Origin of the sequence: Neobacillus niacini, assembly GCF_030817695.1 — a bacterium.
GTDB lineage: Bacteria > Bacillota > Bacilli > Bacillales > Cytobacillaceae > Neobacillus > Neobacillus niacini_F.
This window is the reverse complement of record NZ_JAUSZQ010000002.1, coordinates 1,462,563-1,478,881: the sequence shown is the minus strand read 5'-3', so window position 1 is coordinate 1,478,881 and position 16,319 is coordinate 1,462,563. Positions and strand designations below refer to the sequence as shown.

Annotated in this window: 13 protein-coding genes and 2 pseudogenes; 3 read left to right on the top strand and 12 right to left on the bottom strand. The window is 38.8% G+C overall.

Annotated elements, in window-relative coordinates; all coding sequences use genetic code 11:
* Window positions 1–13: 13 nt before the first annotated feature.
* The 8 genes and pseudogenes from gabT to QFZ28_RS07520 form a co-directional block, all read right to left on the bottom strand.
* On the bottom strand, window positions 14–1,381 hold the full coding sequence (gene gabT, locus QFZ28_RS07555; protein ID WP_307194080.1) for a 4-aminobutyrate--2-oxoglutarate transaminase: 1,368 nt from the start codon (window positions 1,379–1,381) through the stop codon (window positions 14–16).
* Window positions 1,382–1,413: 32 nt separating this feature from the next.
* The gene (locus QFZ28_RS07550) at window positions 1,414–2,787 is read right to left on the bottom strand and encodes a putrescine aminotransferase (RefSeq protein ID WP_307194079.1); all 1,374 of its coding nucleotides are present in this window, start codon (window positions 2,785–2,787) and stop codon (window positions 1,414–1,416) included.
* A gap of 21 nt (window positions 2,788–2,808) precedes the next feature.
* Window positions 2,809–4,302: an aldehyde dehydrogenase family protein gene (locus tag QFZ28_RS07545; RefSeq protein WP_307194078.1), complete on the bottom strand. Its 1,494-nt coding sequence runs from the start codon at window positions 4,300–4,302 to the stop codon at window positions 2,809–2,811.
* Between the two features lie 183 nt (window positions 4,303–4,485).
* A pseudogene (locus QFZ28_RS07540) lies at window positions 4,486–6,622 on the bottom strand (sigma 54-interacting transcriptional regulator).
* A gap of 99 nt (window positions 6,623–6,721) precedes the next feature.
* Window positions 6,722–6,970 (bottom strand): hypothetical protein, encoded by a 249-nt coding sequence (locus QFZ28_RS07535; RefSeq protein WP_307194077.1) that lies wholly within the window; start codon window positions 6,968–6,970, stop codon window positions 6,722–6,724.
* Window positions 6,971–6,991: 21 nt separating this feature from the next.
* On the bottom strand, window positions 6,992–7,282 hold the full coding sequence (locus tag QFZ28_RS07530) for an SAV0927 family protein (RefSeq protein WP_307194076.1): 291 nt from the start codon (window positions 7,280–7,282) through the stop codon (window positions 6,992–6,994).
* A gap of 27 nt (window positions 7,283–7,309) precedes the next feature.
* Window positions 7,310–8,600, bottom strand: a pseudogene (locus QFZ28_RS07525) (Glu/Leu/Phe/Val family dehydrogenase).
* A 188-nt stretch (window positions 8,601–8,788) separates the two neighbouring features.
* Entirely contained in the window at window positions 8,789–10,135 is a 1,347-nt protein-coding gene (locus QFZ28_RS07520; RefSeq protein ID WP_307194075.1) for an APC family permease, read from the bottom strand.
* 353 nt (window positions 10,136–10,488) lie between these two features.
* Here QFZ28_RS07520 and speB point away from each other — a divergent pair, with 353 nt between their 5' ends.
* A complete protein-coding gene (speB, locus tag QFZ28_RS07515) occupies window positions 10,489–11,418 on the top strand; it encodes an agmatinase (protein WP_307194074.1) in 930 nt (309 codons plus the stop codon).
* 106 nt (window positions 11,419–11,524) lie between these two features.
* Here the strand turns inward: speB and QFZ28_RS07510 are convergent, their stop codons facing one another.
* Window positions 11,525–12,382 (bottom strand): MBL fold metallo-hydrolase, encoded by an 858-nt coding sequence (locus QFZ28_RS07510; protein ID WP_307194073.1) that lies wholly within the window; start codon window positions 12,380–12,382, stop codon window positions 11,525–11,527.
* A 158-nt stretch (window positions 12,383–12,540) separates the two neighbouring features.
* Window positions 12,541–13,134 carry a cell wall hydrolase gene (locus tag QFZ28_RS07505; RefSeq protein WP_307194072.1) on the bottom strand — a complete coding sequence of 198 codons (594 nt, stop codon included), beginning with the start codon at window positions 13,132–13,134 and terminating at the stop codon, window positions 12,541–12,543.
* 359 nt (window positions 13,135–13,493) lie between these two features.
* On the opposite strand from QFZ28_RS07505, the gene QFZ28_RS07500 reads away from it, so the two are divergent.
* Window positions 13,494–13,940, top strand: coding sequence for a Dps family protein (locus tag QFZ28_RS07500; protein ID WP_307194071.1), 447 nt, complete (start codon window positions 13,494–13,496; stop codon window positions 13,938–13,940).
* A 27-nt stretch (window positions 13,941–13,967) separates the two neighbouring features.
* On the opposite strand, the gene QFZ28_RS07495 is transcribed toward QFZ28_RS07500, so the two are convergent.
* Window positions 13,968–14,390, bottom strand: a complete 423-nt coding sequence (locus QFZ28_RS07495; protein WP_307194070.1) for a disulfide oxidoreductase — start codon at window positions 14,388–14,390, stop codon at window positions 13,968–13,970.
* On the bottom strand, window positions 14,383–15,096 hold the full coding sequence (locus QFZ28_RS07490) for a DsbA family protein (RefSeq protein WP_307194069.1): 714 nt from the start codon (window positions 15,094–15,096) through the stop codon (window positions 14,383–14,385). The genes QFZ28_RS07495 and QFZ28_RS07490 overlap by 8 nt, the downstream gene beginning before the upstream one ends.
* A 154-nt stretch (window positions 15,097–15,250) precedes the next feature.
* Between QFZ28_RS07490 and QFZ28_RS07485 the strand changes: the two genes are divergently transcribed.
* Window positions 15,251–16,306: a lactonase family protein gene (locus QFZ28_RS07485; protein ID WP_307194068.1), complete on the top strand. Its 1,056-nt coding sequence runs from the start codon at window positions 15,251–15,253 to the stop codon at window positions 16,304–16,306.
* Window positions 16,307–16,319 lie beyond the last annotated feature (13 nt).

Sequence of the window (16,319 nt, the reverse complement as noted above, 5' to 3'; positions counted from 1 at the left end):
AATGCCCATTACATTACCTCCCAGCCGACAAAGCAGGATTATTCAAGTATACTGCTTCAAAGGCTTCCTCAAGAATTTGTAGTCCTTCCTCCAACTGCTCATCTGTGATGGTTAACGGCATTAGTAGGCGGATCACGTTCCCATATAGCCCTGCACTAAGTAGCATCAACCCCCGCTCACCTGCAGCTTTAACTATTTTTCCAACTGCCTCTTTATCAGGAGTTTTACTGTGACGGTCTTTAACGATTTCCATTGCACACATGGCACCGAGACCACGGACATCTCCAATGCTATCGAAACGTTCAACAAGCTCTTTCATTTTTTCCGTGGCCCTCGTACCTATTTTTTTGGCCCTTTCATTAAGGTTTTCACTCTCAATGATATCGAGGACCGTAAGTGCTGCCCTGCAGCCTAGTGGACTTCCAGAATAGGTTCCTCCTATCTCACCAACCTCTGCTGCATCCATAATTTCCGCTCGACCAATGACTCCGCTAATCGGCACTCCTGCTCCCATTGATTTTGAAATGGTAATTAAATCTGGCTCAACTCCAAAATGTTCGATTGCAAAATATTTCCCTGTACGGGCGAATCCCGTTTGAATCTCATCTGCTACAAACAAAATTCCATACTGTGTACAAATTTTTCTAACTCTTTGAACAAACGCTTTATCTGGAACGATAAATCCCCCTTCTCCTTGAACGGGTTCCATTACAACCGCAGCTATCGTTTCAGGGGCCGCTTCCGCCAGTAAAAACGTTTCGAATTGCTCAATAATCATTTCACTGTATTGCTGTTCGCTCATTCCTTCAGGTCGGCGGTATACATACGGATATGGCGCCTTATAAACTTCTGGAGCAAACGGCCCAAAGCCGAACTTATATGGCTTGACTTTACTCGTCATTGTCATCGTCATTAACGTTCTGCCGTGGAAGCCTCGTGTAAAGGAGATAATTCCTTGGCGCTTTGTATATTTTCTAGCGATTTTCACGGCATTTTCAACTGCTTCTGCACCGCTGTTAAAGAAAGCTGCCTGCTTCTTAAAATCTCCCGGTGCAAGCTGACACAGTCTCTCTGCAAGATTGATATATGATTCATACATCATGACATTAAAGCCCGTATGGATAAATTGACTTGCCTGTTCCTGCAAGGCTCTGACTACTCTTGGATGGGAATGGCCGACATTTACAGTTCCAATCGCCCCAGCAAAATCTATAAAGATATTTCCGTCCACATCCTCAACCAGAGAACCATGTGCCTTTTTCACAAAGGAATGACAATTATTGCTGATTCCCTTTGGGACATATTTTTTTCTCAACTCTAGTATTTCTTTGGATTTTGGCCCGGGTATTTCTGTTTGAAGCTTTACATATTTCTTTTCCATTTCCGTGCTCCCCCATATTCAAAGTTAAACCTCTATGCTTTTACCAGATTTAAAACTTCCTTAAAGGTCCTGATTACTTTATCGACTTCTTCATAGCTAATCGTTAATGCCGGTTCAATTCGGATTGTCTTCGAGTTAATTAATGTTCCTGCCACAAGGATACCGCGGTCAAACATTCCCTTTGAAACCTCATAGCCGATTTCATCCTTATGGAATTCAATTCCAATCATCAATCCTTGGCCACGAATTTCAAGGACCTTATCTTCATGTCCTTGCGCTGCTTCTTTTAGCTCCTTGAGGAAATATTCACCAACTACTCCGGCTCTTACTGGTAAATTTTCTTCGATTAAAACACCAATGGTGGCAATAGCAGCTGCACATGCTAATGGATTGCCGCCAAAGGTTGTAGTATGCATAAATGGATTTGGGAACCAGCTTTTGAACACTTCTTCTCTTGCTACAATCGCACCTGCTGGCATAACACCGCCTCCAAAGGCTTTTGCAAGACAAATAATATCTGGAACGACATCATACAATTCAGCCGCAAACATTTTTCCGGTACGTCCCATGCCTGTTTGGACCTCATCGAAAATTAATAGAGTGCCATATTCATCACAAAGTTCACGAACCTGTTTTAAATATCCCTCTGGCGGAAGAATGATTCCTCCTTCACCTTGAATTGGCTCTAAAATGACTGCAGCAACATCTTCCCCTACCGCCGCGCAAACCTCGAATGTTTTTTTCATCATGTCAAAATCACCAAATGGTACATGACGGAAACCTGGGATTAATGGCAGGAATGGTTTACGGAACATTCCTTTGGCCGTTCCAGATAACGACCCAAGACTTTTGCCATGGAAAGCACGTGTCGTTGAAATAAAGGTAGTTCGCTCACTATACATTTTCGCGAGCTTTAATGCTGCTTCAACACTTTCTGTTCCACTATTGGTAAAAAACGCATATTTCAAATCACCAGGGGTAATATCCGCTAAAATTTTCGCCAGCATTGCACGTAATGGATCAAGCAGGTCTTGGCTGTGAAGTGCTTGACGCTTCAGTTGATCTGTTACTGCCTTGACGACCTTGGGATTACGGTGGCCAACATTATAGATACCGAAGCCACCGAGACAATCAATATATTCTTTGCCGTTTACATCCTTAAAGCAGGCACCATTGTCTGACCATTCTACTGCTGCAAATTGACCATCCTTTGTTACCGATTTACGGTATGTTAAAAATCCTGGGTTAACGTGTTCGCGGAATCCATCGACCGTTTCCTTTGTAATCCAGGCTGCTTCTTCCTTATTAACCTCTTCCTTTTCTATTAAACTTAAAACCTTATTAATGTATTCGCTTACTTGTTGATTCTGCTCACTCTTCGTCTCTCGTTTTAAATCGATACTCATATTATCGCTCCTCATCATCTATTAGTTGGAAAACCAGCCAATTGGCTCTACTTGTAAATTAATATTGATTTGTTTAATTTCTTGGAATTCCTCAAGCCCGAATGTTCCAAGGCTTCGTCCAATTCCGCTTTGCTTGTAACCGCCCCATGGTGCTTCGTTATAGGTTGGGTGATAGGAATTCACCCAAGTAATTCCGGATCTTAACTTTTTAATGACTCGTAAGCCCTTTGCTCCATCATTCGTGAAAACACCGCCAGCGAGTCCATAAACGGTACCATTAGCAAGCTTTACTGCTTCTTCTTCATCCTTAAACTTCTGAATGACTACAACCGGTCCGAAAATTTCTTCCTGGACGATTCTCATTTCCTGCTTCACATCAACGAACACCGTAGGCTCGACAAAGTAGCCGTTATCTAGTCCATTACCTACGATTCGGTTCCCCCCGCAAGCAATCGTTGCACCTTCCTGTTTTCCTACCTCAATATAATGAAGGACTTTTTCCAAATGTTCCTTGCTTACAAGTGGCCCCATCTCTGTTGAAGGGTCATTCCCCGACCCTACTTTAATTTGCTTCGCTCTTTCAACAAAGCGTTCAACAAATTTATCATAAATACTTTCTTCTACTAGAATTCTCGACCCTGCTGAGCACACTTGACCTGAACCAGCAAAGATTCCAAATAGTGCATAATCCACTGCCGTTTCAAAATCAGCATCCGCAAAAATAATATTGGGTGATTTGCCCCCTAATTCTAAGGACACTTTCTTCATCGTGTCCGCTGCTGTTTTCATGATATGTTTACCTGTTTTCGTACCGCCGGTAAACGAAATCAAATCTACTTCAGGGTGGGAAGCAATTTCATGACCAACAACAGGACCTGCTCCCATTACCATATTGGCTACTCCTTTTGGCAGCCCCACTTCCTCAAAGATTTCAAAAAGTCTCTTCGGTGTAACAGGTGTTACTTCTGACGGTTTAAAAACGATTGTATTTCCAGCGGCTAGAGCCGGAGCAATTTTCCAAACACTCATTAAAAGAGGGTAATTCCATGGAACAATCAGGCCGCAGACACCAACTGGTTCGCGGACAACCATTGCCTGCATCGGGTCGGCTACGTGATAGGTATAGCCGTCTGGCTTTGTAATCAGTCCTGCATAATAGCGGAAGCACGCTGCCGCATCACCGACATCAAATCCAGCTTCTCTTAATGTTTTTCCATTATCCATCGTTTCAAGCTGAGTTAACTCATCGGTATACTCATCAATTTTGTCAGCAATTTTAAATAAATAGGAGGCTCTCTCCTGGGCTGTTATTCCTGACCATACACCTTCTTCGAAAGCCCTCCGTGCTGCAAAGATTGCTACTCGTGCATCTGCAGCTGTTCCTTCAGGGGCATATGAAATCACTTCTCCATTTGCAGGATTAATGACTGGACGTGTTTCCAGAGTTTCAGACTCTTTCCATTCACCATCAATAAACATCTTAAGGTTAGCAACGCGGTTTTTTATCTCAACCATTATACAATCCTCCTTTAATCTCCTTACTATCTATTGTTGCAAGAACCGTGCCAAAGTAGAAAAGTGGTCATTATCGTGTGTTTTCCAAAAAAGTGACTGAAGGTTATTCAAAATTGCATAACTGTATTTAGTTGTGCATAGATAAAAAAGCTGCTTCAGAATGTAATCTGAAACAGCTTTTATTTAGATGGAAGATAAGTTTTCAATTTTAATATTTTTCTCATTTAGTATTTTTTGATATTTCCTACTAACAGAGGATTGACTGATTCCTAATGCTTTTGCAGCCTTTGTGGTTGTTTTGTATTGGTTCATAGCCAAAACAATTAGCTGCTCCTCCACATGTTCAACCGCCTCTTGTAAAGGAATAACTCTAGTAATCATAGGCTTTATCTTTTTATTATCAAAGCCCAGCGATAAAAACTGACTGACAAACTCAGCATCAATGGCAGGATGATCAGCGGTAACCACTAATCTTTCAATAATATTTTGTAATTCCCGGACATTTCCTGGCCAGGAATAAAATTCAAGCACATTAATCGCATCTGGTGTTAAATGATAATTCCGATCATACTTTTCATTCAGCTGCTGTAAAAAATGAAAGGCAAGTAAAGAGATATCCTCAGTCCGTTCCCTGAGCGGCGGAATCTGAATCGGAATAACATTTAAACGGTAGAATAAGTCTTCTCGGAAAGTCCCATTTTCCACCATTTTTTCAAGCCTTTTATTGGTGGCTGCAATGATCTGGACATTCACCTTAATAGGTACTGTACTGCCTATAGGAATAACCTCTTGCTCTTGAAGAACACGCAAAAGCTTTACTTGAAGGTGCAGCGGCATTTCACCGATTTCATCAAGAAACAATATTCCACCATCCGCTTGTTTAAAATAACCTTCTTTTCCATTTTTATCGGCACCTGTAAACGAACCCTTTGCGTATCCATACAATTCACTTTCTAAAAGATTTTCAGGAATCGCCCCACAATTCAGTTTAAGGAATGGCTTTCCAGAGCGTTTCCCTAATTGGTGGATTGCTTGAGCAATCACCTCTTTACCGACACCAGATTCACCATTAAGGAGGACGGTCGATGAAAAGTCAGCAATTTTCTTAACCTGATTCATAATCTTTTCCATTTTAGGGCTGCAATAAATGAGCTTTTTTAAAAAGCGATCTTTACTTTTAAAGTCATCTAATTCTTTTTTATATTGTTCGGTTATTTTCCTTATTTCCTGGAGTTCACTTTTTAATCGCGTTGTTTCCGTAATATCCCTCGAGGCAATGATGATCCGGTCCAGCTCATTTTTTTCATTAAAGACGGGATTACCAACTGCTAGTATTTTTCTGCCTGATTTTGTTTCCTGGACAACGGAAACCTTTTTTCTTTTTTCGATTACTAATCTTGTTACTGATGGGGTAAAAAGCCCCTGATCCTCAAGCTCGAGAATATTTTTTCCAATCAGCTCTTTAAGATCTACCTTCCAGAAATCTTGAATAATGTTGTCACTGTATCTGATCAATTCCCCGATGGCATTTACCACAAGAATTTCATCATAAATACTCGACAATATCGCATTCAAGTCTCGATTCAAATCCTTAATATATTCTATTTCGTTGGCCATATCCTCGACCATTGGCAGATCCTGAACAACAATAATCATCCCTTCAACCTCATCATCATTGGTTAAAATAGGACAATAATCGACGAGAACTCCCGTGTCATTCGTAATTTCTAGATGATTTAAAATCGTTTTTCCTGTAGCAAACACGTTGTTAATCTGTTGAGCGCTAAAAATAACTCCCCCTGGATAATTAAGCACCTGTTCAGTAGTAGATTTAATCATCTTTAACCCGGATTCATTGCAATTAATAATTTGTTTCTCCTTATCTAGTACAAAAATCCCCATAGGAATTGAGGTAAGAAGGATTTTCAATAAATCTACACTTTTATTTTCTTGTTTAAAAAGCTCTGCCAATACATCTTCTCTTCGTATGTATCCTAATGGTTCGCCATCCTCACCTATTATAATCGCGAACGGCTCACCAATAATCTGGAACAAGGAGGGGAAAGAAATATTTTTGCTAAGGAAACAAATACTTTTGATAGATTTGGCCTGATCTAACAAAGCCTCTATGGAATAATATTTTGCTTTCAAGCAGCTCAAGTAATGGATTATTGACTGTTACATAGGCAAATAATTGACCTTGTTTTTTTAAGAATATAAAGGGTTCTTTGCATTGGTCTAGAGTCGATTTCAATACAACTTCTTCACCTATAGTGATAGATATTATTGGCTTAATCTTATCCTTTGCGACGGAAAACATCTTTTTATCCCCCTTTATCCTTTTCACTCTTATATTATCACTATTTTGAATCTTTTAAATAGAAAAAAGAAGATGCGTATCCATCTTCTTTCTCGGGATTTAATCACTGCCCGTTACAAATAAATCTTCCTTTATAAAGGCAAGAACCATGCCAGGAATAACATAGTCCCCTTCCTGAACCTCCAATGATTCTACCTCACCGCTTAAACCTGTTTGAATCATTTGAACCTTGCCCTCAGCCGTTTTAATTTGGAATAATGGTTCCCATTCATATATCCGTGTTTCTCTTTGGATTGAAACTTTTTCAACAACCCCATGGCATGGACTAAGTACCACTCCAAAATACATCGTATCACTCCCCGTTTATTGCTAGTATTGTTCCAGAAAGGGACCTGATTGTAATACCAGGCCAAAAAAGTCTTGAAATTCAACAATATCCTCTTCTTCGATTCCTAGACGATCAGCCCAATAATGAGGAGCATTAGTGTCCTCCTGGCAAAGTAAAACCATATTCCCTGTTTGCATGGAAGTGACCATTGCTTTGCCATAAAAATGATTAGAATAACCAATGGCCAAATCGTAGCGGTGATTATTTGAAATGAGACAAAAGTAATGCAGGAGCTGTTGATCTTTTTGTTCAGACAGAATATCAAGCTTCATTTCCTCTTCTCCTTTACAGTAGATATTTTAATATTTCAACCAGCCTCTTAGCCTCGAGGTTTCTGCCAGTTTTTTAATTCCCTCAATATAAGCAGCAATTTTCATATTCACTCCATACCTTTCAGCGGTGTTATACACATTCTTAAAGCTGTCTGTTATTTTTTTCCTTCAATCGAGTATCTACCGTTTCCTCTGTCCAGTAATAGCCTTGGTTGTTTTGACACCACTCAAAATAGGAAACAATTACACCACCTGAATTTGCAAGAATATCAGGGACAACAAGAATTTCGCGCTCATCCAAAATTTTTAAAGCCTCTTTGGTTGTAGGTCCATTAGCTGCTTCAATCACAATATTGCAATTAAGCCTGCTGCCGTTTTGTTTGTTGATTACGCCTGAAATAGCGGCTGGAATCAAGATATCACATTCTTTTTCCAGCAGTTCTTGATTGGTGATTCTGTTAGTAGGGCGGTTTGTTATGATACCAAAAGAGTCTCTATTTTCTAGGAGATAGGGGATATCCAAGCCATTTTCGTCATATAAACCACCAAGTGCATCACCAATCCCAATTACCTTTGCCCCTAGATCATATAAATACTGAGCCAAGTAACTGCCTACATTTCCAAAGCCTTGAATAATGACCCGCATATCCGTTAAAGGAATTCTCTTCAATTCGCATACCATTTGAAGCGTATATAGTACACCTTTTGAAGTAGCAGTCTCCCTGCCTTTGGATCCCCCTAAAGCGATCGGTTTCCCGGTAATAAAACCTGGCGAATCAAATTCACGAATATGGTCATACTCATCGAGCATCCAAGCCATTATTTGCGAATTTGTATACATATCAGGTGCCGGAATATCTTTCGTCGGTCCGACTATTTGGCTGACCGCTCTTACATATCCCCTGCTTAATCGTTCTAACTCATCCAGACTCATTTTCCTTGGGTCACAGACAATCCCACCTTTTGCCCCTCCATATGGAAGGTCCGTGATGCCACATTTTAAACTCATCCAGCCCGCCAGCGCTTTTACGTCTTCTGGTGTAACATCTGGATGGAAGCGGATACCTCCCTTGGTCGGTCCTGCAGCATCATTATGCTGTGCCCGATAGCCCTGGAAAATCTCCGTTTGCCCATTATCCATACGAATAGGAATACTCACTTCTAAAAATCTCATTGGCTTCTTTAAGAATTCGAAGACTTGAGGAGGATAGTTCAGTATGTCAACAGCTTCCTTGAGAATTTCCTGAAACTCACTAAATGAATTATCCTTTTCCTTTACACCCTCATTCTTTTTCAAATCTAAAGATTCGATCGCCATCATAACACCTCATTTATTATTGTTATTAATCTAATTAGCAAGTTCCGTGCCAAATGATTTATTAACGTTTTTCTAGCGTAATAGAATGGATATTATGAAAAAATGACTGTTTTATTCAAATTTGCATAATTTATAAAAATAAAAAAATACGCATTCCTGTGAGGGGAATGCGTATTTTTTCCATCTTATTATACTTCTGCTTCCTCTGCCTTATATTGAGGAGGTGCTACCTTGAAGGCTTTTGTTAAAAATACAAGATAGGCAAGTCCAATGAGGAACCAGCCGGCACCCATGACTAAAGAGCTAATCTCAAGATTGATCCAAAGGATCCCTACTAATCCTGCTCCAATTAACGGCATGATAACGTAATCAAAAAATCCCTTTGGAGTACGGTGCATTTTTTCACGGAAAGCAAAATGACTAATCACCGATAGATTAACAAACGTAAAGGCCATTAATGCTCCGAAATTAATAAGTGAAGTGGCAGTTACTAAATCAAAGAACCAGGCAGATAATGAAATCACTCCAACGATTAAAACGTTTATCGCAGGTGTTCTCCATTTTGGATGGACGTATCCAAACCATTTTTCCGGGAATACTTTATCGCGCCCCATAACATACAAGAGACGGGAAACACTTGCGTGGGAGGCAAGTCCTGATGCAAGTGTATTCACAAAGGTTGTACATAAGAAGATCGACTGAAACAGCTTCCCGCCAACATAAAGGGCGATTTCAGGTAAAGCTGCCTCCGAATCAATGAATCTCGAATTATCTGGAAAAAATGCCTGGATAAAAAATGAGGTAGTAATAAAGATTACCCCTCCCCATAAAGCTGTAAGGAGAATTGCTTTTGGGATTGTTTTTTCTGGATTTGGTGTTTCTTCCGATAATGTCGTAACGGCATCAAAGCCAAGGAATGAAAAGCAGAGTATCGTTGCTCCTGTTATCAGGATTGGCAGGTTCATGCCCTCTACGAAAAACGGCTGCATACTAAAAACAGTTCCCGTTCCTTCTCCTGCATTAAGCCCTTTAATAACCAGGATGATGAAAACAACCATAATTAGTATTTGTACAAGAACAAAAAGTGTATTGAAATTTGCTAGAACATTGACGCTTCGTAAATTAAGGAAGGTTACAATTCCTACAAATACTAATACCCAAATGAAATCCGGAACTGACGGAAACAATGCATTTAAGTAAAGTTTGGTTAGCAAGGCATTTACCATTGGCAAAAATAAATAATCTAGCAAGGATGACCAGCCAACAAGAAAACCGAGATGCCGGTTCATTGCTTTTTGGGTATAGGTATAGGCCGATCCAGCCTGTGGAAAAACCCTTACTAGCTTGCCGTAACTAACCGCCGTGAAAAGCATACCAATTAAGGCAATAACATATGCGGCAGGTACATGCCCGTTTGTTTCACCAGAAACAATTCCAAATGTATCAAATACTACCATGGGTGTCATATATGCTAAACCCATGATGACAACCTGCCATAGCTTTAACGATCTTTTCAACTTTACGCCATTTTCCACATATCATTCCCCCTTTTAAATTAAAACGTTTTCATTCTGATGTTACCTCTTTGTCTACAATAAATTTTTTATTCCCCCTCCACTTATTTCTAATTTCACTATGTATTTATGCAATTTATATGCCAAAGTTTATTTTCATTAAAAGCCGTTGTGTTTATCCGTTTTTTTAAAAACTAATGCGTTATACTGAACAAATGATAGAAGGTTTGGAATTTTAGGAATTATTCATCAATGCATACATTATTCCATATTAAATAGCGGCTGTCACGAAGGAATGGCTATATGAAGAATTTGATCATGGCACAAAAAATTGCATTAATTAAAAGTAAAATAGGAAATGAGGGAAAAAATCGATGCAATATCCTTTAACACCGGATGTTAAACCAGAGTTTTGTACAACAGGGACCTTTATGAGGTTACCATCAAACAGAGAAAATGCTAAATTAGCAATTGTTGGCTTGCCGTTTGATACAGCGGCTTCATTCCGAGTAGGGGCCCGCTTTGCACCTCAAGCAATACGTCAAGCTTCAATGACGTTATTCCCCTACCATCCAATTCATAAGGTATATCCATTTGAGGCATGCAAAGCCATTGATATTGGTGACGTATCTGTAATTCCTCATAATATCCATCGAAGTTATCAGGTAATGGAAAAAGCAGTGATGGAGTTAATGGAGCAAGGGATTATCCCGATTGGACTAGGCGGCGACCACTCTGTTACATTAGCAAATCTTAGAGCAGCAGCCAAAATCCACGGTCCTGTCGCATTGATTCATTTTGATTCACATACAGATACCTGGGATACTTATTATGAAGAAAAATATTGGCATGGCTCACCATTCATTCGTGCATACGAAGAAAATTTATTAATTCCCGATAAGGTTTTTCAGGTAGGTATTCGCGGAACCCTTAATCATCCTGGAGATATCGATTCAAGTAGTGACTTAGGATATCATGTGATTACAACTCCTGAATTAAAGGAACGTGGCTATAAAAATGTTGTGAGGGAAATGAAAGAAAAAATTGGGGATACACCATGTTTTCTCAGTTTTGATATCGATTTTGTTGACCCCTCCTGCGCTCCCGGAACAGGGACGCTTGAGGTTGGCGGGTTAAACAGCTTTGAAACCTTACAAATCATTCGTTCCCTAACAGATTTTAATTTTATTGGTTTTGACCTAGTTGAGGTTTTACCGCCATACGACCCAACCCAGATTACTTCCTTACTCGCTGCAACTATCATCCATGATTTTGCAAGCCTCGTTGCACTAAAAATTAAATAAACCTAAAAAGGCAGTGTACTCTTTATTTACGAGTCCACTGCTTTTTTGATAAAAACCATAATAAATAATCGGCTAGTGATTTATTCAGTTATAAAATAGTCCCTTGCTAATGTTTATTTTTATTTACGTACTTACCGTAGTCTGGAATGGCAATTTGCTCAAACTCACTAACTAACTTTTTAAGGCCATTTGCCAGCATTTCACCTGACAAAGGCATTCCATGACCAGTTACAGCTACAGTTGGTTGCAGAGCTTCTAGTGTTCTTACAGATTCCCAGGCTGCTTGCCAATCTGTTGTAAGATATCTTGGTGGTCCACTTATTTCCATTTCTTGTGTAAGAACCTTATAGAGAGAATCTTGTTTAACGGTAACAAATGCATCTCCTGCTATTAGAGACCGATCTTCTTCTCTAAATAATGACACATGTCCTGGAGTATGCCCAGGGGTATGTACCCAGCGAAAACCTGACAAAAGCGGTACACTTCCATCAGAAGGAAGTTTTTGAATATGATTCCCCAAATTAATTGGTTCATTTGGGAACATTGGGGACATTTTAGCAACCAAACCACCTTCTACAGTAGAGTCTGGCTCTGGATAACTCATTTTTCCAGTCAGAAAAGGCAACTCCAACTCATGTGCATATACCGGTACATTCCAATGATTGACTAAATCAATAATGGCACCCACATGGTCAAAATGTCCATGAGTTAAAATAATTGCTTGGGGCCGGCTATTAGCACCAAAACGATCTTCTGTTACAGAAATGATCTCGTTAGCTGATTCAGGCATCCCTGCGTCAACTAAAACAAAATTCTTAGTTTCTGGATTTCCAACTAAACAAATATTTACAATTTGAATTGTATGGCTATATAAATCGGGCAGTACCTCTATGCCAATACCACTTCCTATTGAAGTTGTTGGAATAAATTTATAATCACTGCCATAGGACATTTCTTGATCCATTCTTAAACCCCCTTCATTATTTTTGCAATTTGGCTGACAAAGCTATTTTGCTCTTATATTTACTATCCTATGATGAAGGTTTATTTTAAAAAGAATCGTTTGATTAAATACCCTTTACATAAGAAAAAACGCTTGGATAGTATCCAAGCGTCGCTTAATTACCGCGCAAAGCGATGATTTCCGATTGTTACGGTTACTTTACGTGAAAAAATCCACTGACTTGAAGCTGTTTTTGGATTGTAGAAAAATAAAGAACCATTGCCTTGACCCATCATAGCGATTGCTTCATTAACGGCCCTTTTGGACTCTGCGTCAGCTGGCTTATTGATTTCGCCATTTGCAACAGGTGTAAATGCATAGTGTCCATTTGCAATTTGATAAATGACCCCACGAACTGTGTTAGGGAAGTCTGGGCTTTTCACTCTGTTAAGAATAACAGTCGCAACAGCTACCTTACCAGCATATGGCTCGCCAACTGCTTCTGCACGAACTAATCGTGCCATTAATTCTTCATCTGCCGCTGAAATTGGAGAGTTTGGCAGAATCATATTTTGACCTGCAATAAGTGGCTTACTATTGTTTGCACTCATTAAGCTATTAACAGGAATACCAAATCCTTTAGCTATTTTCCAGTATGTCTCACCGTATTGGATTTTGTGGGTTGTTGCTGCTTCGGACTTGGTCACACCTGTAAATGCTGACATTCCTAAAATTAATCCTGTTGTAATTAAAAGCTTTTTCAATTTATTCATGTTTAATAGCCTCCTAGTAGTCTCGTTGTTTTCTCTACTAATAAGGCTATCAGTTGTAACATAGTTATTCATTAACCAAAAAAAACCAGTGCAAAAATAGCACAAATGGCCCCCTGCTATAAAAGCATTTATCTATTAAATGGAATAATAAACCAACTAATTATCTTTTCCACAATCCTTCCACTAATGGATAACTAAGGAAAAATTATTACCTTCTATTTCATGCTTATTTCATGAAATATCTTTGTAACAAAGATAATCTTCACTAAATTGACAAAACATCCCTTGTTTTTTCACAGGTTTCTCCCTAAATCTTTGGTAATAATATAATAGAAGACAAAATGATGGAGGGTTTATAAATGGAAAGTCAGTTCGTGAACATACTTAACAAACAAATTGCAAACTGGTCTGTATTGTATATCAAGTTACATAATTACCATTGGTATGTGAAGGGTGGTCAGTTTTTTACCCTGCACGCTAAATTTGAAGAATTCTATAACGAAGCAGGATTGCATGTCGATGAATTAGCAGAACGGTTACTTGCAATTGGTGGAAATCCAGTTGCAACGATGAGAGAATGTCTTGAACTTTCATCTATTCAAGAAGCACAAGGCAGCGAATCTGCTGAAGAAATGGTGCAAACCATAATTAATGATTTTTCAATTATTATTGGAGAATTAAAAGAAGGTATGAGCTTTGCTGAAGAAAAGGACGATGAAACAACAGGTGATATGCTCCTTGCCATTCATTCTGGTTTAGAAAAACATGTATGGATGTTAACAGCATTCCTAGGAAAATCAATCTAACACCCTGTAATACCTAAAAAGAAGAGACTAGCGATTAGTCTCTTCTACCTTTTGGTTTCGAGCAATGAATAGTAAGCAGATAGTGATAATCGTAAAAGCAGTAAGCGCCAGGATTGGAATGGTAACAAATCCAAACCAGTTAATATAATCCTTTGAGCAAGGAACACCACTTTTACACATTTCAAATTGCTGCAAATAAGGAATCTTTTGCAGAGCGGTATGGTAACCCGAAATGAGCATTCCAATAATCGACAACGGTAATGTGTATTTCACAATATCGTGATCATTTCGGTAAAAAGCAATCCCCAATATGATCGCTAATGGATACATAAAAATTCGCTGATACCAACATAAGGTACAGGGAATATACAGGAGTACTTCACTGAAGTATAAACTCCCAATGGTTGCAATAAGGGCTGCAACCCAAGCAAGCAGTAAAGGTTTATTCATTTCCTTTCTCCTTTGAAGCTTCCTCTACTAATTCATTTAAATCGTCCATGGTTTGTCCATCAAATCGCTTACCATTAACAAAAATGGTTGGTGTTCCAGTAACTCCTAATTTCCCCCCAAGAGCCTCATCACTTTCCCAAGCGTCTTCCGGAGCTTTAGTATCAAAATAAGCAACTACCTTTTTAACCTCTTCCTCACTAGCCATTTCTTCTAATGTTTCTGTTAAAAATTCCTCGGTAAAAACATCAATCGTTTCATAACGTGTATCTTCTGGCTGCTTATCGTAAATAAGTTCATGAAACTCCCAAAATTTTTCGTTCCCTAACTCATGAAAGACCGCCTCTGAAAATTTCGCTGTACGCTCCGAATCAACATTAATAAATGGATAATGGAAATAATAAAATTTGGCTTTACCTGTATCAACAAATTCTTTTACTATTAGCGGCGCAACGTTGTCCGCAAAGTTTTTACAATTTGGGCACTTGTAATCCCCAAATTCTACAATTGAAACAGGGGCGTCTTCTTCACCTAGAAATGGCTGATTTGCATAATCAATCTCTTCTTTTGCACTATCATCTGATTTCTCGTTGTTGGCTAGAAAAATAAATCCAATAATAGCGATTGCGATTAATCCAATAATCCAAAAAACAAATTTTGATGAAGAAGATTTTGGTGGTTTGTTAACTTTCTTTTTCTTCTGGGCCATAATGAAACTCCTTATTCTATATATTTTTTATCTGTTAAATCACTGCTTTATGTTATTAACTATATAGTGAGTTAAATAAAAATTCCACATATTAGACTGAAGTCCTATACTAAGGTTAAAATAAAGAAATAATAATTTTAAGGGAGTTTATAATATGAAATCAAATCATTTACAGCTTGGTTATATTGGTACATATACTAAAGGAGAAAGCAAAGGAATTTACAGCTTCACATTAAATACTGCTGAAGGAAAAATAACGGATATTAAAGCGGTTGCTGCCCTTGAGAATCCAACCTATCTAACCCTGTCCAATAATCAAAGATATTTATACTCTGTAGGCAAGGAAGGTAACTCTGGCGGACTTGCTTCCTACTCTATTACTGATAGCGGAGAACTAACACTAATTAATAATCAATTATCAGAGGGCTCTCCTCCTTGCCATGTGAGCGTTGATAGTAAGAATCGGTTTGTATTTAGTGGAAATTATCATAAAGGAACGGTTGAATCCTATTTAATTAACCCGGAAGACGGCTCAATACAGTCTGCATCTTCTATTATTCAGCATGAGGGTTCTGGACCAGATCCTAGACAGGAAAAACCACATGTTCACTATGCTGGATTGACACCTGATGAAAAGTATCTTGCCGCAGTAGATTTAGGAACAGATTCTCTTACTACTTATGAAGTAAGTCCAGATGGAAAACTTACAAAAGTGCATCTTCTGCCTTTAAAAGCTGGCAGCGGTCCTCGTCACCTAACTTTTCATCCTAATGGAATACTTGCATATCTAATGACTGAATTTAGTTCAGAGGTAATTGTTCTGCGCTATCATCCGGAAAATGGTCATTTTACAGAGGTACAATATATTTCTACCCTTCCTGAAGAGTTTAATGAAAACAATCAAGGAAGTGCTATCCATATTTCAGCGGACGGACGCTTCGTTTATGCAGGAAATCGCGGTCACAATAGTATTGCTGTCTTTCATGTAGAAGAAACAGGTGAACTAAGTTTCTTAGAACATACCTCCACCGAAGGAGATTGGCCAAGGGATTTTGAAATCAATCCGAGCGGGAAATTTATTGTTGCTTCTAATCAAGAATCCAGCAACTTGACACTATTTGAGAGAGATGAAAATACTGGAAAATTAACTCTTTTACAATCTGATATTAAGGTACCACACCCGGTTTGTGTTAAGTTTTTAGGAAAATAAACTTAACGAATGA